Below are 23,286 nucleotides of genomic sequence, written 5' to 3'. Positions count from 1 at the left end.
TCACCTGTCATCTGCCTTTTTTACTTCTACGTTTCTTCTTTCTCCGATAATCAGAAAAACTTCGTCTTTGAGATCATCCGGTAATTCAATGCCACGGAGCTGAAGGCTACGTATCCATCCGGCCACTTCTACATCCAGTGTCGTATACAATACATCCCGAAACATTTCTGTTTCTTCTTCTGTATACGCATCTCCTGCCCTGCCAATGAACTGATCCAGTTCTTCGTCATCGTAATATTCTATTTTTTGCTGACAGCTGCCAGCAGGCTATCCCGTTCGCATACTTCGTGTTGTCCGCAGCATTCCACATCTACTTCCTTCACTTCCGGCATACGGTCCAGTTCGCCCTTTTCTATTTTCTTTTGCAGTCTTTTGTTGCGGATAATTCCGGCTATCAGCGCAATGACACCCAGCAACACCAGACTTATAATAAGTATCCACATGACAATATAACAGTTACCAATCAATTTTGTGCAAAGTTACTTATAAATTTGCATTCTATCATGTATGCTATCTATTTCTTTCGTACTTTTGTATGTTACCTACAAAATAAACATTGGCGGGTGAATTAAATTTCACCAATCAATGAAAATGACTTAAGATATTTGAAGTACAATGAAGAGAGATTATTTACTATTAGCGTTACTGTTGGTTGGAAACATTACTTTTGCCCAATCTCCTATTGAGAGGGCCTTGAATACAATCAACCGTTCCTCTGCCGAAGCTACTATCAATTTTTTGGCTAGTGATGAATTGCAAGGGCGTGAGGCGGGGTTTCACGGTTCGCGTGTGACTTCGGAATATATTGTTTCTTTGTTGCAATGGATGGGAGTATCGCCTTTGGCTGACAGCTATTTCCAGCCTTTTGATGCTTACCGTAAAGAACGTCAGAAAAAAGGACGTCTGGAAGTACATCCTGATTCCATAGCAAAACTGAAACAGGAAGTTCATCAGAAGCTTACCATGAGGAATGTATTGGGAATGATTCCCGGTAAAAATACCAAAGAATATGTGATTGTGGGGGCTCATTTCGACCATTTAGGTATTGATCCTGTACTTGATGGCGACCAAATATACAATGGTGCTGACGATAATGCTTCCGGTGTATCGGCAGTGCTGCAAATTGCAAGAGCCTTTTTAGCCAGTGGACAGCAACCCGAAAGAAATGTAATCTTTGCTTTTTGGGATGGAGAAGAAAAAGGACTGCTAGGCTCTAAATATTTTGTACAAACTTGTCCTTTCCTATCTCAAATCAAAGGCTATCTGAACTTTGACATGATTGGTCGTAACAACAAACCTCAACAACCCAAACAAGTCGTTTATTTCTACACAGCCGCCCATCCGGTCTTTGGGGATTGGTTGAAAGAGGATATCAGAAAATACGGTTTGCAATTGGAACCGGATTACCGCGCCTGGGAAAATCCGATAGGAGGAAGTGATAACGGTTCGTTTGCCAAAGTAGGTATTCCGATCATCTGGTATCATACGGACGGGCATCCTGATTATCACCAGCCTTCCGATCATGCCGACCGATTGAATTGGGATAAGGTCGTAGAAATCACCAAAGCCTCTTTTCTCAATATGTGGAAGATGGCAAATGAGAAGTCTTTTTAATGAAGCAGATAAAATACAATCCTGATAATTAGCGGGAAAAGTCAGGATTGTATTCCTTATTTTTTGAGTATTCTTTTTAAATAGTCGATAGGTGGCAAATTCACAGTCTCAAAACTTCCTTTATAAAATACAGCAAAATTATTAAAAACACACGGTAACTCTTTTGCTTTCTGTAGCGTATCTACTTGAATAAAAGAAACAGGGACATCATTTGTTTCACAATATTGTTTGATCATTTCAATGTATTTATAGATGTAGGGGCATTGCATATCATAATAAATCGTCAGTTCCTCACTTTCTATTTTCAGATTCTTGGCATTTGGCGCAAATTGCGGTACTGTTCCGTCGAAAGAAAGAGCAAGCAATTCATATCCGTTATCAGTAGTGTCAACCACCTCAAAACCAAATTTCTTTGCAAATGATTGGTCGGAAAGCCAGCTCTTCTGTTTTTTTGCCCCAAGCATACAAATGCCGGATCTACCTTTTTCTTTGGCATCAGCTATACAGTACTCTATTAATGCTTTCCCATATCCGTTTCCTCGAGGGCTACCTAGCACCCATAAACAATACAGATAATAATAGTTGTCGCCGATGACGGGAACCCAAGCTGTTTCAAGAGGGGCATATTCAATAAAAACCGTAGCTTTGGCGTTTAACTTTCTAAAGACATGGCCTTCATTCAGCCGGTCGGAAAGCCATTGCCGTTTTGCTTCAATACCAGGATGAGACTTTTTGCTGCGGATAATGCAGCATAAATGCTCATTAGAAAGATTTTCTGTTGTCAAGTTTGTAAAATCAGTATTCATATACACCTTTGTTTCAGTTAGGTATTATCAGTCGGTCCATGTAGCAATTATAGTCCTTTGTTGGTCTGTTGACGGGCTATCTTTGCAAAGATAGTGAATTTGTGTAGATAATCTTTGTTGCCGGGTTGTAGAATTCACGAAAGTTTCTTTTCTTACTATATAGAGAGGTGGCGAACAGGTAGAACTTTACATCCGGCAATAAATAGCAGATGGCAACAGACGAAACAGGATAGTTACATATCTCCATCTTTTGGAAATGAAAGCTACTTTTTTCTTTTTAGAAATAGCCTTTTTAATTTGTTTCACAGCTTTATCAACGGGAGTAACCCAGAACAATCCTTCTCCTTTTGCCATAGCGGTGTCTACAAATCCGGGACGAATATCGGTAGTGTAAATAGAATAAGGAGATTTAGTTGCTTTTTGTCGTAATCCTTCCATATAGTTGATTTGATAGGCTTTCGACGCATTGTAGGCGGGAGCGATGCCACTGCCGCGCGTACCTCCAACAGAGGAAATAGTAACCAGATGCCCGCTTTTTTGCTGTTCGAAATATCGGAAACCCCAGTCTGCGATGTTGGTGAATCCTATCACGTTCGTTAGTAAGGTAGGTTCTTCCAATTGGTAGGAGAGTTCGGGGTTTAGTTCTCCGGTCCCGGCACAGATAATCAATATATCCATTCCACCCATTTTTCGAGTGAGAGTTTCGAGGGATGAAATGGTAGCTTGTGTATCGGTGATGTCGCACACTTGATAGAATAGTTTGTCTTTGTCCCGGGCGCATACCTCTTCTAATAGATTTTCTCTGCGACCGGTAATGCCGATAAGATAATCTTCTTGAGAATAGACTTCTGCCAATCCGCGACCGATGCCGGAAGTTGCACCTATAATTATAATTTTTTTCATGAAATACAATATACTTTGTTTGCCCGCAAAAGTAAGGGTAGGGAATAAATAAACTCTTGATTGAAATCAAGAATTTATTTTTGTACGACTTTTCTTCGGATACGACTTAATGTTTCGGGACGAATCAGAAGATAGGAAGCCAGTTCTTTTAAAGTTATCAGTTTCAGTAAGTCGGGACAACGGTTGATAATTTCAAGATAGCGTTCTTCCGGTGTCAGGCTGTACATTGAAATCATCCGGTCGTAGACTTCCCACAATAACGTTTCTGCGATGCGGCGTCCTAACTTTTGGTGAGCGTCGTTGGTATCGTAGAAGTCTGCCATTTGCTGATAATTGATTACGTATACCGAGCAGTCACACAAGGCTTGTATATCTACATTTGATTTGTCCTGTAACTGAAAAGCCGGATAGTTGCCAACAAAAGAATGATCGAAAGTATAGCCTACAATGCTGTTTTCGCCTACACTGTTGGTGCAACAGTACCGGAAAGAACCGGAACTGACGAACCCCATTGTTTTGCATACTTCTCCCTGGCGGGAAAAGTAGTCTCCTTTCTTATAATAGGTCTGCTTCCCCTGTTGTAATACAAAATCTACAATAGGGGAGTAGTTGATGTGGGAAGTATATTTGTTGAAATCTTCCACAGCGTATGAAAATTAGCCTTCGTTTATAACCTGAAATCCGGCCTGTTTCAAATCTTCCCAATATCCGGGATATGATTTGGTAACGACTTGCGGATTGGCAATAAGTAAATTGGGATGGCGGATAATTGCCGGTGCAAATGCCATTGCCATCCGATGGTCTTCGTAGGTTTCAATCACCGGAGTTTCTTCCGGTTCACATCGTTCGCCATTCCACATTAATATACTGTCATTTTCTTCCTTGATCATATATCCCAGCTTTTTAAGCTCGGCTCGCAGGGCGGCAATACGGTCAGTCTCTTTTATTTTCAGGCTTTGTAATCCGGTGAAACGGAAAGGGATATTCAGCAAGGCACAGGTAACAACGAATGTCTGTGCCAAATCCGGAATGTCGATAAAGTCTTCTTCCAGTCTTTCCGGCGCTTTGCCTGTTTTTTTCAGTTTCACACCTTGCGATGTAAATTCGGTAGTTATACCTAAGCGTGAGAAAACTTCTGCTCCCCGGCTATCTCCCTGATAACTGTTATGAAACAACCCCAATAATTCAATTTCTGCTTTGGGAGATAAGGCGGCAATCTGATACCAATAGGAAGCTGCGCTCCAGTCATTTTCCACTTTGAAAGGAATGCTCTGATAGAGTTGTGGAGCAACGGAAATGCTACTGGGAGAAGTCCATGCGGCTTTGGCTCCAAAGTCCTGCATCAGTTGCAATGTAAGATTGATATAAGGACGGGAAATTATCTCACCGCTTAAATGCAAAGTCAAACCGTCTTTGAGTGCCGGACCTATCATCAATAGAGCAGATATATATTGGGAACTGACATTTCCTTTCAGTGTTATTTCGTTTCCTTTCAATTCTGCACCTTTGATGCGGAGGGGAGGATATCCTTCATTGCGGGTATACTCTATTTCAGCTCCTAACTCACGAAGCGCATTGACTAATATCTGTATCGGGCGTTGCTGCATACGGGCTGTTCCTGTGATTGTCCGTTCCCCCGGGGTCACACTTAAATAGGCGGTAAGGAAACGCATAGCAGTGCCCGCAGCCATGATGTCAATCGTCTCTTTCCCTTCGGTGAGAGCTTTTATCATCACCTGTGTATCGTCACAATCGGACAGGTTTTCAGGAGGATAAATACCTTTGCCCAGCACATTGATGATTAATGCACGATTACTGATACTTTTAGAAGCCGGCAACTGGATGGTTGCTGTTACTACTGAAGGAGGGATGAGTTTATAGAGCATCATTTCTATTTTCTTTGGTTTGAGATGACAAAAATAGACATAAATTGGTATATATGCAGTTATAAAGTCAGAAAAACAATAGAAAATTTGGAATGGGGAAATTGCAATCGTATTTGAAGTAGAGGATAAAATCTCAAGAAATTACAATTGTATTTAAAATAAATGCTATATTTGTGATGTATTGCAATCGTATTTAAAAAGAAGTAGAATGAAAATACCTCGCATAATTAAACAAAGAAACACTTATGTTGACCGCATAAGACCTTTCATGAGGAAAACATTGGTAAAAGTGATGGTTGGTCATCGTCGTGTCGGTAAAAGCTTTATTTTGTATCAACTCATGGAGTTGATACGGAAAGAAGAGAGTGATGCGAACATTATCTATATAAATAAGGAAGATGTCAATTTTATAGATATAAAGACTTATAAAGAACTGAATGATTATATTCTTTCAAAATCGGTAGATGATAGAATGAACTATATTTTTGTCGATGAAATACAGGAAATACAAGATTTCAGGTTGGCTATCCGTTCGTTGGCATTGGATGATAATAATGATATATATGTGACGGGCAGTAATTCAGAGATATTTTCCAGTGATTTAGCGAATGAATTGGGAGGTCGGTATGTTGAATTTGTGGTTTATAGTTTGTCGTATATTGAATTTCTGGATTTCCATGAACTGGAGAATACGGATGCGTCATTGGAGAAATACATTCATTATGGAGGATTGCCTTATCTGATACATTTGCCGATGGAAGAACCTGTTGTTATGGAGTATTTGAGGAGCATTTACTCTACCATTATATTAAAAGATGTGATTCAGAGAAAGAATATAAGGAATACGGTCTTTTTGGAACAACTAGTTTCGTTCTTGGCAGGTAACATTGGCAACTTATTTTCCAGCAAGAGTATCAGTGATTTTCTGAAAAGTCAGAAAGTGGATATTTCTCCTTATGTTGTGAGTGAGTATGCGATGGCATTATCGGATGCTTTTATTGTACACAGGGTAGGAAGGTATGATATTGCCGGAAAGAAATTATTCGAAAGGGGGGAGAAGTATTATTTTGAGAATATGGGGATTCGTAATGTGATTACGGGGTACAAGCCACAGGACAGAGCGATGCGTTTGGAGAACTTGGTTTATAATCATTTGGTATATAGTGGATATGATGTAAAAATCGGGACATTGGGTACGGAAGAAATAGATTTTGTCTGTAAACGGAATGGAGAGATTCTCTATGTGCAAGTCTCTCTTGAACTTTCTAAACAGGAAACTATTGAAAGAGAATTCGGGAATTTATTGAAGATTAAAGATAATTATCCGAAAGTGGTAGTGTCCGGAGAAAAAATGTTTGAAAATACTTATGAAGGGATAGAACATATTTATATTAGAGACTTCTTGTCTTCTGTTTTGTTACATTCCATTACTCGTGTCATTTAATCAAAGAACAACTGTTTTTTCTTTTATAAATAAGTATGATGAAAATACCGAATATACGTTTACTCAACCAACAGTTATTAAGTCCTCTTTTCTTTCAACCCAAGGAACTTGTGTCCTGGATGGGAGCTATGCAGGCACAGAATTATTCCATGGTGAAATGGGCAGTAGGAATGCGTTTGAAGTCAGCAACGATTCAAACTGTGGAAAAAGCGCTCCGTGATGGTGAAATCCTGCGGACTCATGTAATGCGTCCGACATGGCATCTCGTAGCAGCAGAAGATATCCGGTGGATGTTGAAACTTTCCGCCGGGCGTATTATATCTGCTAATGAGTCTTATGCGAAAGGGCATGACTTGGAGATTTCTGAAGAACTCTATACGAAAAGTCATAATCTGTTGGAGAAAATTCTTTGTGGGAAAAAAAGCCTGACGAGGCAGGAGATTGCCGAGCATTTTAACCGTTCGGGGATTGTAGCGGATAATCATCGTATGACCCGCTTTATGGCTCGTGCGGAGCAGGTGGGGATTGTATGTAGTGGGGAAGATAAAGGAAGTAAATGTACGTATGCGCTTTTGGAAGAGCGTGTTCCGCCGGTGCCGGAATTGACCAAAGATGAATCTTTGGCTCGTTTGGCTAGAAGCTATTTTCGTAGTCATGCTCCTGCTGTTTTGCAAGATTTTGTCTGGTGGTCGGGGCTGCCTATTACAGATGCACGTCAAGCTATTTATTTGATTGATTCGGAATTAACGGCAGAAGAATGGAATGGACAGACATGGTATATTCATGAAGATTGCCGGACTCGTGGAAAAGTTACCGGCAGTTTGCATCTTCTTCCTTCTTATGATGAATATTTGCTTGGTTATAAAGACCGGACAGACGTTTTGCCTAAAGAGCATTACTCGAAAGCATTTACCAATAATGGTCTGTTTTATCCGATTGTTCTTCATGAAGGACAAGTGATAGGAAACTGGGATAAGTCTGTTAAAAAGAGAGGCTCATTGATAGAACATTCATGGTTCCGGTTGGATGATTGTGTTGATGAAGGTGCGTTGGATCGTGAGAAAGATAAGTATATACGGTTTTGGCGATAATATATGAAAAAACGTATATTTTATCGTTGTATAATTCCATATATGCAGGATATATTTAGGCATGAGTTGAAAATGAGAAGGATTTGCTGTTTTCGAATTTAGAAAAGAAATAAATCGATTGTGTTTTGGAATAATTTGTTTTAGTCTGTGTCTTTTATAGAATAGATGTATAGAACTTGCCTTTATTTTGTCTCAAATTGATATGTGGAGTGTTGGCTGTTTCAGGTGTAGGTTAGCTCTGGGATAGCACTTAAAATAAAGTTTTATATGCTCCTTTTAAAGGAATAAAGTGTTTCTCACCGATCAATGAATCGTTCCTTTAAAAGGAACTGGTTATTCCTTTTAAAGAAACGATTGTCAATAAGTTTATTATAGTGTATCTTTTGACTGTTTTTATGTAAAAAATTCCTCGGGAACTGTATATTCTTGCATTATTTTATACAACAGAACTGCTGGAAGAGGAAATCCGTGTGATGCTATTTATACTCATCATATTAAAAATAGAACATTTAAAGTAAGATATACTACCGCATTTATATTATAATAGAGCTTTCTCTCTATTTAAATAAATAGCATCAGGACTGATTTTATTTGTTCATTTGCCTTTTTGCCCATTCCAGTCTTCGTTGATCGGCTAATGGAGTCACTTTAAATTCTTCGAATGTAGCGGTGAACCCTTTCCCGTCCGGACAAGCTCCCATTAATCCTACCATGACAGGACAATTATCTTGCAACCAACAAGTGCGCATCATAATATATTCTTTATCATCACGTGAGAAAAATATTTCTACTGCATCCAGGCGACGGACTGCTTTTATCCATATAGAGCGGGGAGCATCCGGCAATTGTACTACACTCCAGTCACTAGTCCGATGCGTAACTACGGCACTTACATTCTGTTTGCCATCAACGTATTCCACACCTGCTTTTATCCAGTTTTCATGGTCGATGCGCAGCATTAATCCCATTTGGTCAAAGGTGGTGACATAGTTGCCGGTTATTTTTACTTTGGCTTTAAATTCTCCACCATAAGTCGCATAATAGAAAGGTCCGTCGTCCACTGTGAACCCATAATGGGAAATCCTCCAAAAGTCTGTTTTTGCAGGAACATCCATCACTAAGGTTTTGCCATCTTTTATTTCCCATTGTTGAGGCTCGTTCAGCCAATTCATTTTATTCAAACTTTGTGCCATAGAAGAAGTTGTTACTGCCATAAAGGCTATTGACATCATTTTGATTTTTAAATGTTTCATGATCATTTCTTATTTGATTATCTTTATCTTTGTGGTGCAAAGATAGGTCATACCTCCGTGTGCAACAATACTGAATAATAACCATTTTATAAGATGGACGTATTACAAAAGGAAATAGATGAAGTTTATGCGACACAACTGATAGCCGATGAAATATTGGACAATGGAGTTGTAGAGCAACATCAACGCTTTATTCATTCATTGACGGAGATTAATGGTGGATGTGCTGTTATTTCAGATCTTTCGAATAGGAAAAGTTACATTGCCGTTCATCCTTGGGCGCATTTTCTAGGCTTAACTCCCGAAGAAGCTGCTTTGAGTGTGATTGATTCTATGGATGAAGATTGTATTTATCGGCGTATTCATCCTGAAGACTTGGTAGAAAAGCGGTTATTGGAGTATCAGTTTTTTCAGAAGACCTTTTCGATGTCTTCTGAAGAACGGTTGAAGTACCGGGGAAGATGCAGAATACGTATGATGAATGAGAAAGGAGTCTATCAGTATATTGATAATTTAGTGCAGATTATGGAAAATACTCCTTCCGGAAGTGTATGGTTGATTTTTTGTCTTTATACCTTGTCTGCAGATCAACGAACGGAGCAGGGGATATATCCCACTATTACCCATATGGAACGTGGAGAGGTCGAAACGCTCTTTCTTTCGGAAGAACATCGTAATATCCTATCCGAACGCGAAAAGGAAATACTTCGCTGTATACGTAAAGGACTATCTAGTAAAGAAATAGCAGCTGCCCTTTATATTAGTGTGAATACAGTCAATCGACACCGGCAGAATATTTTGGAGAAACTCTCTGTCGGTAATTCGATAGAAGCGTGTCGGGCTGCTGAATTGATGAAACTGTTGGATTTGTAATCCAATAAGATGGCATTGTTTACTGATTTCTTTCTTCAGATTTGAAGCTTATCTGAAGAAAGAATAGAACTTATTTAAAACAAAAGCAGCAACTCATCAAATCTTTTCACCTGTTTCAGATGGTCATGTGTGAATGTGTCTACTACTTCATGTTTCCACATCACTTCAAAAGGAATATGTATGCCATATCCTCCCAGCGATAGAACAGGTTGAATGTCCGATTTCAGAGAATTGCCAATCATGACAAATTCAGAAGGAGCAATCTGTAAGATATTCAACATTCGTTGATATTCTTTCTCTGTTTTATCGGACATCACTTCAATGTGATCGAAATAAGAGGCTAATCCGGAACGTCCCAGCTTATTTTCCTGATCGAGCAAATCTCCTTTAGTGGCAACTACTAATTTGTATTTACCCTTCTCTTTCAACACTTTAAGCGTTTCTTTTACTCCCGGCAATAGTTCAATAGGCATTTTCAGTAATGATTTGCCTAATTCAATAATATGTTGGATGTCTGTACCTGAAATCTTTTGTCCACTCACATGCAAAGCTGTCTCTACCATAGAAATGGTGAAGGCTTTGGCTCCATAGCCGAGATATTTCAGATTATTCATTTCTGTTTGAAATAAAGCGGCTGAAATATCTTCAGAAGTGCCATAAGGCTTTAATAGGTCTGTGTATTGTTTCTCTATTTCCTGGAAAAAAGGTTCATTGCTCCACAAGGTATCGTCTGCATCAAAAGCAATGACTTTAATAAGTTCTTTCATCGGTTTTCGTCGTTAATGGTGAATTTTAGATCATTTGTTTGGTATTTCGTATGCAAAGTTACAATAAAAAGAGGAATAAAGGCAGACGGTTTGTTTTTAGAACCGAATCTCCATTTAATTTCATAGAAATCTCTATCTTTGTTACTCGTTTTTTTGAGTTTGAATTTTAATTGGATATACAATAATGAAAATAGGAGATAAAGTACGCTTTCTTAGTGAGGTAGGCGGTGGAATCGTAACTGGATTCCAGGGAAAGGATTTTGTGTTGGTAGAAGATGCAGATGGGTTTGATATTCCGATGCCGATACGCGAGTGTGTCGTGATTGAAACAGATGACTATAATATGAGGCGTAAACCCGGTTCGTCTGTGCCGAAACCGGAAGAACCTGTTAAACCGGTAAAACCGGAGATGCCTGTTATTCAACGTCAGCCGGAGGTGCGTGGAGGAGATACTTTGAATGTATTTCTGGCTTATGTGCCCGAAGACGCAAAAGCGATGATGACTACTCCTTTTGAAACTTATCTGGTAAATGATAGCAATTATTATTTGTATTACACTTATTTGAGTGCAGAAGGAAAAGCATGGAAGAACCGTTCGCACGGTTTGGTGGAGCCTAATACAAAATTGCTGTTGGAAGAGTTCACCAAAGATGTACTGAATGATATGGAGCGGGTGGCTGTTCAGTTGATCGCCTTCAAGGACGGTAAGCCTGCGGCTATCAAACCGGCTGTTAGTGTGGAGATACGGATCGATACCGTGAAGTTCTATAAACTTCATACCTTTAGCGATTCTGATTTCTTTGAAGAACCGGCTTTGATTTATGACATTGTGAAAGATGATATGCCTGCCAAACAAGTATATGTTTCGGCGGAGGAGATTCAAGAGGCTCTGCTGCAGAAGAAATCTGTAGATAAACCGAAGTCACAACCTATTGTGAAACCAAACCATACTACTCATGGCGGAAAGAGCGGAATTATTGAAATAGATCTTCATATTGATTCTTTGCTGGATGATACTCAAGGGATGGGCAATGCTGAAATACTGAATTATCAATTGGATAAGTTTCGCGAAGTGATGGAAACTTATAAGAATAAGCGTGAACAGAAGATTGTCTTTATTCACGGCAAGGGAGATGGGGTACTTCGAAAGGCTGTCATTGATGAATTGAAACGGAAATATAGTAATTGCCGTTATCAGGATGCTTCTTTCCAGGAATATGGGTTTGGGGCTACGATGGTAACTATTAAATAATAGTATAAAAAGTAGGAAGCCAACCGGCTTCCACCCTCTCTCTCTTTTACATATTAATCATTTTACTTATTCAGTTCAATACCTTTATTCTGTAAAGTGATATTCATCAAAGCTGCATACTTGGCGTACTGTTCAGCACTAAGAGTCTTTCTCATCAGTTTCAGTTACCATAAACAGCGTTGCGCAATTTTGCTTCTTTATCTTTCTTCGCTGTTGTGGCTCTTGACATCTGTGTGGAGAAATAATCGCAAATATTGGCTACTTCTTCACTCTGATCGGAGTTTAACTTTAAATATTTGCCTAGTTTACTTACATTGATGTTACCTTCCCATTTTGCAGTTGTAGGCTGATTTCCGGCTGCAAATGTTGAAGCAGCAAGGCAGAGCGCTGCCACTAATGTTAATCCTAAACGTTTCATAATACCTACTTTTTTAATTGTTATACCTAAAAACTATTCCTAAAAACAAATCTAATACCTATTGAAAATACTGTCTAAGCGCTTAGTTTTTTCTTTTTACCTATGCAAATATAAGAATATGTTTTATAGCATAAAAATAAAGAAAAGGAAAAGATTCTTTTTAGGCTGATTTCTTGATGTAAGTCAAGAGATGATCTGCTTTTTGATATAAAAATACCTTTTTATGAAACATTTTTGTAATACGTGTGCGAAAACGATAGTAGAGTATTTCTCTATTTTAGGATTTATTGCTGTTAAAATGATATTGAGCAAAGGAATGTGACTAGGAACGGAACGCTGAAATCGACAACAAAGCCATGGAAGATGGAAATGATTACAAATTCCTTTCCCGAATATCGGGTAATGATAGGAAGAGTGGTATCCATCGTTGTGGCTCCACCAACAGAAATAGGAGCTAGCTTTCCAAAATATTTCACTAATAAGGGTGCACACAGCAAAGCGATAATTTCACGCATAATATTGGAAAGTAATGCGATAGTTCCCAATTCGGGACCTTTATATTCGGTGATAAATATGCTGGAGAGCGAGTAATAACCAAATCCGGCTCCAACTGCCATACAGTCTAAAGGACTTCGCTGGCTCATAAAAGCTCCCGCTATGGCGCAGCCTGCTAATGTGCCGAGTATCGTCATGATAGGAAGGAATACAAGCCGGGGATTCAGGGACCGAAAACTCTTCAGGGTGTTCGGATCGTTACCGATGCTGATACCTACGCAGAACATGAGTCCGCAGAGGGCATAGTAACTAAGTTACTGTCGGTGAAGTCGTATGGGATAAGATGGTAAACTCCACAAAGAGTGCCGATAATGAAAAAAGAGACAATAATCAAACTACCTTTCATGCTTTTGTCTCCTTTCCTTTACTATATAATAGGTACCACAAGCCCCATGCACATAAAGTACTTCCTATGACCGCAGCTCCCGTGATGACAACAGCTTCCAGTCCAAGAGTGTGTAATCCTTTGATGATAGATTCATTACCCCCTACATCTATTCCGAGAAGAAAGAGAAGAATCCATATAAGGAGAGTGATTATCTTGTGTATCCATGATAGTCTTTTACTGCGTAACAAGTAGCCAAGAAGCATGCCTGTCAGCATAATTCCAATAATGATAAACATAGTTAGTGCCTGCTTTTTGGCTGCAAAGATAGTATTAAATGTAAATCTTGGCTAATCTCTTCCACGATTTCTTTCATGGCTATTGACAGACATTCGACCATATCATCCACGCAAGCGGCATTGACAGACGGTGAATCTTCAAACTACGGTTTATCGCAGTCTGCTATCCATAATTTATGATTTGTTTTCATCGTTGTGGTTTTTCTATATGAATGATCTTACTTGTCTCCGTACTGATTCCAATCATCCCAATTCCTCCATGTACATTGCTGGGGTACTTGATTGGTTCATTTATTGTTTCATCGTAAGCGTCGGAATCTACCAGGTTAAGTGCTTTCAGATAGTAATATTCTGTTTCCGTGATGCTTAAAAGACGTACAATAATATCCATCTTTACATTGGTGCCGTATTCAGGAAATCCGTCAATATCTGTCTGGTTGTAAACCGTCATTGTGTAAGATGTATTTTTGAATCGTGAGTCGTCGAATACACCATATATATTCTTTACGGTGTCGAACATGCCGTTGTCTTCGTCATCGCTGTTGGTGGGCTGTCCGTCTGTCAGCACAATATCCTCGCGGGATATAAAATGATAGCGATGTATTGTCCGGCTGACAAATTCCCCTGTTTCTTCATTATAGTCTTTCACTGTCATTTGCTTATCCATGATAAGCCGGTAGTAATTATCTTCGTTGGATCGATCTTTGATATTGATTTTGTATCGGAGAAAATTCTGCGTATAATAATACTTTGTCATTGGAATGGTGACCGTATCGATATCAGCTATTTCATGTGGACGCTGTGGTACGGTCACTTCAGCCCATGCGTGATATTGTCCGTCGTCTGTGAGGGCGTCGATACGAACTACATCTTCGGGAGTAAATTTGCTGGAAATATGGAAACGGCATTGCATATCTCCTTCCGTTTGGGGTGGGAGCGGACGTAAACTTTCTGATAACTGTCCGTTAACGCGTACTTCCACGGTGGCTTTTTCTGCATGAGTGGCGTATCCTCTTCCCGTGAAATTGAGGTAAAGAACATTGGTCAGACTATCTGCGTTGATTAGTGCGTTCATCACTAGTTTGGGGGGATTGTCCTTTACACTAAACGGGAGTTCGTTTTCGCAAGATACTGTTGTCAGTAATGCTATTAACAGGATAAATGGATAATATATACGAGTTCTCATAATGGGTTTAGAATTTATAAGTGTAAGTGAATGATGGAATTAATGGAAGTATAGTATACTTCTTGATAATCGGTTTGTAGGGATCGTTTTTGCTGGTGCTGCGATATACGAAGGTAGGATTCATCGCATTATATGCATTATACAGACTGATATTCCAGGTACGCATACCATGTTTGGTCTTTTTGTTGAAATTGACTCCCACATTCAACCGGTGACTGGCTGGTAACCGGTAATTATTACGATGCTCCACATACGAAGCTTCTCCGATGGTGGGTGAAGTTATGCCTGAATCAAAATAATCTCCATATCCATATCCTCCTCCAAATCCGTTGTTTGTGCCATCGCTAGGACGGATGACAGCGGTTTTCTCTTCAGGGATTGTACTTGTTCCACCTGTATAAAACACCCAGGAAGCACCGATGTCGATACGGTCGCTGAACTTATGGTTGATTGTCAGGTTGATATTGTGTCTTCGGTCATATTTATATGGGAACCGTTCACCGTTGTTGATACCGCCTTTGGCAAACTGACGATCACTTTTGGATAAAGTGTAGGACAACCATCCCGTTGTTCTTCCAAGGGTTTTCTGTGCCATAAACTCAATGCCGGCCGAACGTCCTTTGCCCATTTCCACTTTGTTTTCCCAACCGGAGGAAGAACCGAAGAAACTGACGCCTTCCTTATATTCCAGCACATTATACATATCCTTATAATACCCTTCTACCGAGAATTCCCATCCTTTGATTCCCGTATAGTATCCGCCCAATGAATATTGGTGGGAGCGCATTGGCTTGATCTTTTTAGTGACCGGAACCCATAAATCCGTAGGCATGGCAATGGGCATTGACGATAGTAAATGTACATATTGGCTCATTTGGGTATAAGATGCTTTCAGGGTTACATCTTTTCCCAATTGATAGCGTGCGGAAACACGTGGTTGCAAGGAAAAGTAACTTTGTTTTTGCACATGAAACAATGAGAAATGCAGTCCGAGATTCAGGCGCAGACGATCATTCATCTTGATGTTGTCTTCCAGGTAAGCGGATAACTCATGTCCGTAAATCCGGTTGTTGGCTATGCTGTGGTAGGTTGTGTCCAGGTCTATTTTATCTCCTGTCTTATTGGAGATTTTAGAGGTCATAACTTCCGGGCGGAAACGATGATAGATATATCCTGTTCCAAATTTGAGGTGGTGTTTGGGAGATGGATTATAATCGAAGTCGATCTGGTAATTCCAATCATTGATTCCCGAACGGTAATCGGCTGAATACCGGTTGGTAAATGATGTACCGCTACTGCCGAGATATTGATTGTTGGTATATGAGTTGATGTCGAATAAATAGTTGCTGTAGGAGACTGTCGTATTGCAGAATAAACGGTTGTTGAATACATAGTTCCATCTGGCAGAAAGAATCGTGTTTCCCCAATTCATTTTGCTTCCGTCTTTGAAATCTGTATTTCCATCATAATTGGCAGCAAAATGATCCTTTCCATTGTAGGCAGATAGATAGACGCGGCTCCGGTCGGAGAATTTATGATTGATTTTGGCATTGATGTCATAAAAATAATAACTGTATTCCTCGTCATCCGGCATGAATGGTTTAGCGATGAGGTCGAGATACGAACGTCTGGCGGAAATATTGAAAGACGTTTTCCCTTTCACAATCGGACCCTCCAGGTTGATTTTGCTAGTTAGTAGTCCGATACTAAGTGTACCGTGGTATTTCTGCATATCTCCGTCATTGGTACGGACGTCGATGACAGAAGAAAGCCGTCCGCCGAAACGTGCCGGAAAAGAACCTTTGAATAGTGTTACTTTTTTGACGGCTTCCGGAGTAAAAACCGAAAAGAATCCGAACATATGGTCTACGTTATATACAGGAATCCCGTCAAGTAAGATTAGATTTTGATCCGGGCTTCCACCACGTATATACAGTCCGGCAGATCCATCTACTCCAGCCTGTACGCCGGGCATCAGTTGGATGGCTTTCATTACATCTGCCTCTCCCAGTATGCTCGGAGTATTTTTTATTTGCGTCATTGGAATCTCGATAGATCCCATCTGGGTGGCTATAGTTCCTGTCTCGGTTTTGTCGGAAACGATGACTACTTCCTGCAATTGCGTGTTACCCTGCATGCGGATATTTAGTAATGTGTCTTGTGAGAGCGTAAAATGATGCGCTTCTGTGGCATAGCCCAGATAGGAGAAACGCAGTTCGGTTTCTCCTTCGGGCAGGGTGATGCTGTAAAAACCGTAAGGATTGGTGGTTGTTCCTTGATTTTGATGACTCTCAATGATGTTGGTTCCAATCAACGTCTCGGAAGACGTCCCATCAGTGACATATCCGCTGATAGTGAACTTGCGGCTTACAGTTTTTGATTCTTTTTTCTTTTGCAGGAGGATATGCCGGCCGGTGAACTGATAACTGATCTGCTCATTTTTGAACGCGAGGTCAAGTATCTCACGCAAAGGCTTATCTTTTACCTGCAAATTGATTTTATGTTTTATGGTAATTTCCTCACTGTAGATAAAAGAATATCCGGTTGAATTCTCAATCCGTTTGACGAATTCTTTCAATGTGGCGTTTCGTAGTGTCAGCGAAAGCCGGGCGTTTGCGTTTTGTGCGTGTACGTGGGCAGTGATAAAGAACACCATACCTATCAGAACAAAGGTTCTGACAGGCAGGTGGCCTTGGTGAATAGTTTTCATTTTAAGTCTGGTTTAGCAGTGATAATAATCTGTTTATTGTTTTGTGAGTAGTCGAAATAACCGGCATTATGTAATACAGATAAAATAGTTGCCAGGTCTTCTCCATTGCGGAAGCGTGCTGTGATCCGGTAATTTTGCAAAGCCGCGTCGGCTATGTGGATCGTTGCTCCGAATGAATTGGATAGTTCGCGGGCAATCTCCTGCAAAGGTAGGTCGTCGAATATAAACTCTCCCTGCCGCCAGGAAATTTCATCTTCTACGTTTTCTAAAACCTTGCGGGTGAGTTTTTCTTCCACCTTATTATATATAGCAATCTCATTCGGTTTCAAAATCACACGAACTGACTTGCTTTTATTGCTGACTGCTACCGAACCTGTCAATAACGTTGTCTTTACATCCGGGTTGTTCTGATAGGCATCTACGTTGAAGTGAGTTCCCAACACCTGAACGTCAATCGTTTCAGTCTGCACGATAAACGGATGTTTCTTGTTCTTGCTTACTTCAAAATAAGCCTCCCCATTTAGTTTCACTTCCCGCTTGTCCGATTTGAACTTTTCAGGATAAGAAAGTGAAGAATAATGGTTGAGTGTGACGGTGCTGCCATCAGGAAGACAGACCGTGCGTGTCTCTGCCAAGGTGGAAACCGTTTGTATCGTGACCGGTTGCATATATAAATAGGCTGTCCATACCGATAGGCAAAGTAGAGTTACTGCCGCCGCTGCCGAGAAAGTACGTATCAGTGTCAGACGCCGGGTATGTGACTTCAGTCTTTTCTCTAGTTCCGGGTAACTGGTTGTTGCTGAAAACCGTCCTCGCGGTGAACGTGTGGAAGCGACGAGCTTGTTCAGTATTTCTTCTAATTCCGTATCGGTGTATTTCATCTTTTTTCTGTATTGCTCTTGATCTATTATTTTCGTTTCAACAGAATGGTCAGTTTGCTGATTCCTCCTTCTTTCCACTGGGGAGTGCAGGATAAAGTGACATTCTGCTTCTTCAATATCATCTGTTTAGGATAGATTTTTATGACAGTTGTTGCTGACTTCTTACCCGCTTTGATGATTACTTTTTTTTCTGTTAGCTGTACACTGCTGCTTGTCCTACTACCGGAGGGGGTGTGGCAAGTACTACCGTCCGGTCTTCTTTTGTTTTTTCTGTTGCAACAATTTTAATTTTCAACTCACATTCGGGTTTGTCGCTTTCACATTCTACTGTTTCCTTCGAATGTTCAAATCCTGTATAGTCCTTTGGTAGGTTGTCGTTGTCATTGTTGCATGAAAACAGGCACAGACAAACTGAAAGAAGGACAAAGATTCCCATGTTTGCGTCATTTAGCTTTTTCATTTTCTGTCTTTTTTAGTGATTGATTGACTTATTTGTTGATAAAGACCGGAGGGGGACAGAAACTCCCTACGCTCTTTGTCTAAAAGAATGTTAATCTATTTCGGCCCGGCTAATCATCTCTTTTAAACGTGTGATTGCTTTCTGAAGTTGTGCGTCCACTGTATTCATGCTGATGCCTAATTCTTCTGCTACTTGTGCGTAACTCTGTTTTTCTTCACGGATGCGGATGAACACTTCCCTGCAACGATCCGGAAGCCGGTCGAGTGCTTTTACGTAAAGAGCGAACAGCTCTTCACTGATGAGCGATTCTTCCGGTGAATAGCTCTGTTCTTGAGGCTCCGGCAGAGAATCGGGATGAATAAGCGTATGTCTTGATTCTTTTTCCAGATAATTGAGCGAAGCATTTTTGACGAGAATGAAACAATAATCTTCAATGTTTCTCACATCAAGCAAATTGCTGCGTTGCTTCCATAGTTTCAGGAATACATCGAGAACGATTTCCTGCGACCATTCTTCCTGTTTCACATAATAATAGGCAATACGAAAGAGACGGTCATAAGTCATGTTGTAAAAGTCCCGGAAAGCAGTTTGCGAATCCAGTTCTTTCATTTGCCGCAATAACTTTCTTACTTCTGATTCGGTCATCGGCTTTTTGTTTGTTTGGTTAGTCTACCCAAAGTAAATCACTCATTATACTGTCGGAAATAAAAATCCCTTCACGCGTCAGGCGCAAAGCCCCGTTGTATTCCTCCAGTTTACCATTTTTCAGATAAGGTGCAGCCATTTTTTGACAATACTCCCACATTTCATTGCCGAACATCTGTTTCAGTTTCTCTATAGGTGTTCCCCATACGGTACGTATGGTAGTGATAATAAATTCGTTGTAGCGGGTCGTTGGGTCCAGATACTCTGTCTCGAAAGCACGGCAGTCTTCTTCTATACCTTTTATATAGGTGTCGATTGAAGACACATTCCATTCCCGTGTCATTCCGTCAAAAGAATGTGCCGATGGTCCGCATCCCAGATAAGCTATTCCTTTCCAATAGGAAGTGTTGTGGCGGGAATATTTTCCGGGGCGGCAGAAATTGGAAATTTCATAGTGTTCAAATCCTGCTTTCTGCAAATGCTCTATCAGTAATGTGAAAAATTCTAAACTGGAGTCTTCGTCTACCTCGGATATTTGGTGCTGTTTTAACATATTATATATAGGTGTATCTTCCTCATAAATCAAGTGATAGGCGGAGATATGTTCTACATTCAGACTGATAGCTTGACGGAGATCGTTTTCCCATCGTTCTTTTGTTTCTCCGGGCAATCCGTAAATTAGGTCGATACTGATGTTCTGGAAATCGGCTTTCCGGCATCTGTCAATTGCTTCGATGGCTGTACGGGCATTGTGGCGGCGTCTCAATAGTTTGAGCGTAGCGTCATCAAAAGTCTGTATTCCCATGCTGAGGCGGTTGAAAGGAAGTGAGGAAAGCATTTCCAGATATTCCTGCGATAAATCATCCGGATTAGCTTCCAGAGTGATTTCCTGACAATGATTCAATCCGTAGTGCTCGCGGATGGTATCAAATATTTGTTCAAAATCCTCTTTTTCCAGTTGAGACGGGGTTCCGCCACCGAAATAAATAGTTTCTATATCTTCTCCTTTCAGGTATTCTTTACGCATCGTCAACTCCCGGCAGAGAGCCTGTACATAACGGGGTTTGAGTTCGCTGCGAGTGGTTGAGTAGAAGTCGCAGTAGATGCAGCGCGTTTTGCAAAAAGGAATATGAAGATAGATACCTGCCATAGTTATGCTGTTTGGGTTTGTGGGTGTAAAAGTAAGACTATTATTAGATATATCAAAAAAGCAGTTGACGGAAATTATTTATAGTGGGGCGGGAATACGCTAAATAGATAATTCTCCCATCGATTAGTAGAAGATAATTTCCTGCAATGCTGAATTTAAGATCTTTTCTTTTATAAATAAGATTCGAACTTGTAGCCGGGTTTTCGTTTGACTTAAGTCAAACGATAGAATGACTTAAGTTAAACTATCGCTTGACTTAAGTCAAACGAAAACTAATTAGGCAACGGGGAAACTATTGTATGAAAGGAAAACAACTAAAAATAACATCGTGCCGGATTACTCGTTGCAACTATGAAATTAGTTTATAGCCATGCGAAAATAATTTTTAACCCGTTTCGAAAATGTTCATGTTAAAGATGTGTTACATAACATTGTTTAGTAACACTGCCATAAGTGTTGCTTTTCCCCCAATTAATCCCTAATTTGCGCATCACAAAATTAATGGTATGTGAGAAACATACTGAGTAATTACTAAAATCTTATATATTATGAAAGTATATCAGACTAATGAAATCAAGAACATTGCCTTGTTGGGAAGTTCTGGCTCTGGGAAAACCACTCTCGTGGAAGCGATGCTTTTCGAGAGTGGTGTTATAAAACGTCGCGGATCTGTTGCCGCAAAAAACACAGTTAGCGATTATTTTCCTGTTGAACAAGAGTATGGTTACTCCGTTTTCTCCACCGTTCTCCATGTAGAATGGAATAACAAAAAACTTAATATTATTGACTGTCCGGGATCGGACGACTTCGTAGGCAGCACAGTGACTGCACTAAATGTGACCGACACAGCAATTATCCTTCTCAATGGCCAATACGGCGTCGAAGTCGGTACACAAAATCATTTCCGTTATACAGAAAAGCTGAATAAACCTGTTATTTTTCTAGTCAACCAGCTTGATAATGAAAAATGCGATTATGATAATATCCTCGAACAGCTGAAAGAGGCATACGGCTCTAAGGTTGTTCCTATCCAATATCCGATAGCTACCGGTCCGGGCTTTAATGCGCTGATCGACGTATTGTTGATGAAGAAATACTCGTGGAAACCCGAAGGAGGGGCTCCGACAATCGAAGATATTCCGGCAGAAGAAATGGATAAGGCTATGGAGATGCACAAAGCATTGGTAGAAGCTGCTGCCGAGAATGATGAAAATCTGATGGAGAAATTCTTCGAGCAAGATTCCCTGTCAGAAGACGAAATGCGTGAAGGCATCCGTAAGGGATTGATCGCCAGAGGTATGTTCCCTGTATTTTGCGTCTGTGGAGGTAAAGATATGGCGTTCGCCGTTTGATGGAATTCTTGGGTAACGTTGTTCCTTTTGTATCTGAAATGCCGAAGGTACAGAATACGGAAGGTAAAGAAGTGGCTCCGGACTCCAATGGACCGGAATCTCTTTATTTCTTCAAGACAAGTGTGGAACCGCATATCGGTGAAGTTTCCTATTTTAAAGTAATGAGCGGTAAAGTTCATGAGGGAGACGATTTGCTGAATGCCGACCGTGGTTCGAAGGAACGTATCGCGCAAATCTATGTGGTAGCCGGTGGTAACCGTGTCAAGGTGGAAGAATTGCAGGCCGGTGATATCGGTGCTGCCGTGAAACTGAAAGACGTGAAAACCGGTAATACGCTGAACGGTAAGGATTGTGACTACAAATTCAATTTTATCAAATATCCGAACTCTAAATATACCCGTGCCATTAAGCCGGTGAATGAAGCGGATGTGGAAAAGATGATGAGTATCCTGAACCGTATGCGCGAAGAAGATCCTACCTGGGTGATTGAGCAATCAAAAGAACTGAAACAGACTTTGGTACACGGTCAGGGAGAATTCCATCTTCGTACCTTGAAATGGCGTTTGGAAAACAACGAAAAACTTCAGGTAAAATATGAAGAACCGAAGATTCCGTATCGTGAAACGATTACAAAGGCTGCCCGTGCCGACTATCGTCATAAGAAACAGTCCGGTGGTGCCGGTCAGTTTGGTGAAGTTCACCTGATCGTAGAACCTTATAAAGAAGGTATGCCTATACCTGAAACGTATAAGTTCAATGGACAGGAATTTAAGATTACCGTGAGAGGCACGGAAGAGATACCATTGGAATGGGGTGGTAAACTGGTGTTTGTTAACAGTATCGTCGGTGGTTCTATCGATGCCCGCTTCTTGCCTGCTATTATGAAAGGTATCATGTCTCGTATGGAGCAAGGACCGTTGACGGGTTCGTATGCTCGTGACGTGCGCGTTATTGTTTACGATGGTAAGATGCACCCGGTAGATTCGAATGAAATCTCCTTTATGCTTGCCGGACGTAATGCCTTTAGTGAAGCCTTTAAGAATGCCGGTCCGAAAATTCTGGAACCGATTTATGATGTAGAAGTGTTTGTTCCGTCTGATAGGATGGGAGATGTGATGGGAGATCTGCAGGGACGTCGTGCCATGATTATGGGTATGAGTAGTGAAAAAGGTTTTGAGAAACTGGTTGCGAAAGTACCTTTGAAAGAAATGTCGTCTTATTCTACGGCGCTTAGCTCTCTCACGGGTGGACGTGCTTCGTTCATTATGAAATTCTCTAGTTATGAGCTTGTGCCGACGGATGTTCAAGATAAGTTAATGAAGGACTTTGAAGCTAAACAAACTGAAGAATAAGTATAAATGATAGGTGATAATTGATTGAATATTCACTATAATATTCGGTATTTATCATCTGTTA

17 protein-coding genes and 5 pseudogenes are annotated in these 23,286 nt (G+C 40.5%); 6 read left to right on the top strand and 16 right to left on the bottom strand.

From position 1 onward, the window contains the following. Window positions 1–443, bottom strand: a pseudogene (locus tag DXA05_RS03230) (phospholipase). Window positions 444–615: 172 nt separating this feature from the next. Here DXA05_RS03230 and DXA05_RS03225 point away from each other — a divergent pair. Further along, window positions 616–1,614, top strand: a complete 999-nt coding sequence (locus DXA05_RS03225; protein ID WP_061447771.1) for a M20/M25/M40 family metallo-hydrolase — start codon at window positions 616–618, stop codon at window positions 1,612–1,614. 56 nt (window positions 1,615–1,670) lie between these two features. Here the strand turns inward: DXA05_RS03225 and DXA05_RS03220 are convergent, their stop codons facing one another. The 4 genes from DXA05_RS03220 to aroA form a co-directional block, all read right to left on the bottom strand. Next, a complete protein-coding gene (locus DXA05_RS03220; protein ID WP_004299279.1) occupies window positions 1,671–2,420 on the bottom strand; it encodes an N-acetyltransferase in 750 nt (249 codons plus the stop codon). A gap of 186 nt (window positions 2,421–2,606) precedes the next feature. Then, complete coding sequence (locus DXA05_RS03215) at window positions 2,607–3,323, bottom strand: SDR family NAD(P)-dependent oxidoreductase (protein WP_118158767.1); 717 nt, start codon at window positions 3,321–3,323, stop codon at window positions 2,607–2,609. 74 nt (window positions 3,324–3,397) lie between these two features. Next, window positions 3,398–3,967 (bottom strand): Crp/Fnr family transcriptional regulator, encoded by a 570-nt coding sequence (locus DXA05_RS03210; protein ID WP_004306591.1) that lies wholly within the window; start codon window positions 3,965–3,967, stop codon window positions 3,398–3,400. A 12-nt stretch (window positions 3,968–3,979) separates the two neighbouring features. Beyond that, window positions 3,980–5,209, bottom strand: a complete 1,230-nt coding sequence (gene aroA, locus DXA05_RS03205) for a 3-phosphoshikimate 1-carboxyvinyltransferase (protein WP_165861469.1) — start codon at window positions 5,207–5,209, stop codon at window positions 3,980–3,982. Between the two features lie 208 nt (window positions 5,210–5,417). On the opposite strand from aroA, the gene DXA05_RS03200 reads away from it, so the two are divergent. Next, window positions 5,418–6,653, top strand: a complete 1,236-nt coding sequence (locus DXA05_RS03200) for an ATP-binding protein (protein WP_004299291.1) — start codon at window positions 5,418–5,420, stop codon at window positions 6,651–6,653. Between the two features lie 38 nt (window positions 6,654–6,691). Further along, window positions 6,692–7,744: a winged helix DNA-binding domain-containing protein gene (locus DXA05_RS03195; RefSeq protein WP_008640849.1), complete on the top strand. Its 1,053-nt coding sequence runs from the start codon at window positions 6,692–6,694 to the stop codon at window positions 7,742–7,744. Window positions 7,745–8,331: 587 nt separating this feature from the next. On the opposite strand, the gene DXA05_RS03190 is transcribed toward DXA05_RS03195, so the two are convergent. After that, window positions 8,332–9,003 carry a DUF1349 domain-containing protein gene (locus tag DXA05_RS03190; protein ID WP_225449864.1) on the bottom strand — a complete coding sequence of 224 codons (672 nt, stop codon included), beginning with the start codon at window positions 9,001–9,003 and terminating at the stop codon, window positions 8,332–8,334. Window positions 9,004–9,090: 87 nt separating this feature from the next. Here DXA05_RS03190 and DXA05_RS03185 point away from each other — a divergent pair, with 87 nt between their 5' ends. Next, on the top strand, window positions 9,091–9,870 hold the full coding sequence (locus DXA05_RS03185; protein ID WP_004306596.1) for a LuxR C-terminal-related transcriptional regulator: 780 nt from the start codon (window positions 9,091–9,093) through the stop codon (window positions 9,868–9,870). A gap of 74 nt (window positions 9,871–9,944) precedes the next feature. Here DXA05_RS03185 and DXA05_RS03180 read toward each other — a convergent pair whose 3' ends face one another. After that, window positions 9,945–10,637 (bottom strand): HAD family hydrolase, encoded by a 693-nt coding sequence (locus DXA05_RS03180; protein ID WP_128858785.1) that lies wholly within the window; start codon window positions 10,635–10,637, stop codon window positions 9,945–9,947. Window positions 10,638–10,821: 184 nt separating this feature from the next. Between DXA05_RS03180 and DXA05_RS03170 the strand changes: the two genes are divergently transcribed. Continuing rightward, window positions 10,822–11,889, top strand: a complete 1,068-nt coding sequence (locus tag DXA05_RS03170; protein WP_004307954.1) for a DUF2027 domain-containing protein — start codon at window positions 10,822–10,824, stop codon at window positions 11,887–11,889. A gap of 62 nt (window positions 11,890–11,951) precedes the next feature. Here DXA05_RS03170 and DXA05_RS03165 read toward each other — a convergent pair. From DXA05_RS03165 to hemW, 9 genes and pseudogenes are all read right to left on the bottom strand, one after another. Further along, a pseudogene (locus DXA05_RS03165) lies at window positions 11,952–12,307 on the bottom strand (hypothetical protein). Window positions 12,308–12,600: 293 nt separating this feature from the next. Next, window positions 12,601–13,208 (bottom strand): annotated as a pseudogene (locus tag DXA05_RS03160) (lysine exporter LysO family protein). Then, window positions 13,205–13,486 (bottom strand): LysO family transporter, encoded by a 282-nt coding sequence (locus DXA05_RS03155; protein ID WP_118219222.1) that lies wholly within the window; start codon window positions 13,484–13,486, stop codon window positions 13,205–13,207. The pseudogene DXA05_RS03160 and the gene DXA05_RS03155 overlap by 4 nt, the downstream one beginning before the upstream one ends. A 187-nt stretch (window positions 13,487–13,673) precedes the next feature. Then, the gene (locus DXA05_RS03150; RefSeq protein ID WP_118219224.1) at window positions 13,674–14,672 is read right to left on the bottom strand and encodes a DUF4249 domain-containing protein; all 999 of its coding nucleotides are present in this window, start codon (window positions 14,670–14,672) and stop codon (window positions 13,674–13,676) included. 7 nt (window positions 14,673–14,679) lie between these two features. After that, on the bottom strand, window positions 14,680–17,382 hold the full coding sequence (locus DXA05_RS03145; RefSeq protein WP_128858784.1) for a TonB-dependent receptor: 2,703 nt from the start codon (window positions 17,380–17,382) through the stop codon (window positions 14,680–14,682). Beyond that, window positions 17,379–18,263 carry a FecR domain-containing protein gene (locus DXA05_RS03140; RefSeq protein ID WP_128858783.1) on the bottom strand — a complete coding sequence of 295 codons (885 nt, stop codon included), beginning with the start codon at window positions 18,261–18,263 and terminating at the stop codon, window positions 17,379–17,381. Before DXA05_RS03140 ends, DXA05_RS03145 begins: the two co-directional genes overlap by 4 nt. Before the next feature lie 26 nt (window positions 18,264–18,289). Beyond that, a pseudogene (locus DXA05_RS03135) lies at window positions 18,290–18,723 on the bottom strand (hypothetical protein). A gap of 90 nt (window positions 18,724–18,813) precedes the next feature. After that, window positions 18,814–19,368 (bottom strand): RNA polymerase sigma-70 factor, encoded by a 555-nt coding sequence (locus tag DXA05_RS03130; RefSeq protein WP_004307962.1) that lies wholly within the window; start codon window positions 19,366–19,368, stop codon window positions 18,814–18,816. A gap of 19 nt (window positions 19,369–19,387) precedes the next feature. Then, window positions 19,388–20,518 (bottom strand): radical SAM family heme chaperone HemW, encoded by a 1,131-nt coding sequence (gene hemW, locus DXA05_RS03125; RefSeq protein ID WP_128858782.1) that lies wholly within the window; start codon window positions 20,516–20,518, stop codon window positions 19,388–19,390. 548 nt (window positions 20,519–21,066) lie between these two features. Here hemW and DXA05_RS03120 point away from each other — a divergent pair. Further along, window positions 21,067–23,222, top strand: a pseudogene (locus DXA05_RS03120) (elongation factor G). Window positions 23,223–23,286: the final 64 nt, after the last annotated feature.

It is taken from the genome of Bacteroides sp. AM54-2NS (assembly GCF_003602935.1).
GTDB lineage: Bacteria > Bacteroidota > Bacteroidia > Bacteroidales > Bacteroidaceae > Bacteroides > Bacteroides xylanisolvens.
Note: the sequence above shows the minus strand (reverse complement) of the source record. Positions and strands in the feature narration are given on the sequence as shown.

Bases quoted from the DNA above. Each gene is read 5' to 3' on its own strand.
- DXA05_RS03225 (WP_061447771.1), top strand. From the start codon at position 616: ATGAAGAGAGATTATTTACTATTAGCGTTACTGTTGGTTGGAAACATT.
- DXA05_RS03220 (WP_004299279.1), bottom strand. From the start codon at position 2,420: ATGAATACTGATTTTACAAACTTGACAACAGAAAATCTTTCTAATGAG.
- DXA05_RS03215 (WP_118158767.1), bottom strand. From the start codon at position 3,323: ATGAAAAAAATTATAATTATAGGTGCAACTTCCGGCATCGGTCGCGGA.
- aroA (WP_165861469.1), bottom strand. From the start codon at position 5,209: ATGCTCTATAAACTCATCCCTCCTTCAGTAGTAACAGCAACCATCCAG.
- DXA05_RS03200 (WP_004299291.1), top strand. From the start codon at position 5,418: ATGAAAATACCTCGCATAATTAAACAAAGAAACACTTATGTTGACCGC.
- DXA05_RS03195 (WP_008640849.1), top strand. From the start codon at position 6,692: ATGAAAATACCGAATATACGTTTACTCAACCAACAGTTATTAAGTCCT.
- DXA05_RS03190 (WP_225449864.1), bottom strand. From the start codon at position 9,003: ATGATCATGAAACATTTAAAAATCAAAATGATGTCAATAGCCTTTATG.
- DXA05_RS03185 (WP_004306596.1), top strand. From the start codon at position 9,091: ATGGACGTATTACAAAAGGAAATAGATGAAGTTTATGCGACACAACTG.
- DXA05_RS03180 (WP_128858785.1), bottom strand. From the start codon at position 10,637: ATGAAAGAACTTATTAAAGTCATTGCTTTTGATGCAGACGATACCTTG.
- DXA05_RS03170 (WP_004307954.1), top strand. From the start codon at position 10,822: ATGAAAATAGGAGATAAAGTACGCTTTCTTAGTGAGGTAGGCGGTGGA.
- DXA05_RS03155 (WP_118219222.1), bottom strand. From the start codon at position 13,486: ATGTTTATCATTATTGGAATTATGCTGACAGGCATGCTTCTTGGCTAC.
- DXA05_RS03150 (WP_118219224.1), bottom strand. From the start codon at position 14,672: ATGAGAACTCGTATATATTATCCATTTATCCTGTTAATAGCATTACTG.
- DXA05_RS03145 (WP_128858784.1), bottom strand. From the start codon at position 17,382: ATGAAAACTATTCACCAAGGCCACCTGCCTGTCAGAACCTTTGTTCTG.
- DXA05_RS03140 (WP_128858783.1), bottom strand. From the start codon at position 18,263: ATGAAATACACCGATACGGAATTAGAAGAAATACTGAACAAGCTCGTC.
- DXA05_RS03130 (WP_004307962.1), bottom strand. From the start codon at position 19,368: ATGACCGAATCAGAAGTAAGAAAGTTATTGCGGCAAATGAAAGAACTG.
- hemW (WP_128858782.1), bottom strand. From the start codon at position 20,518: ATGGCAGGTATCTATCTTCATATTCCTTTTTGCAAAACGCGCTGCATC.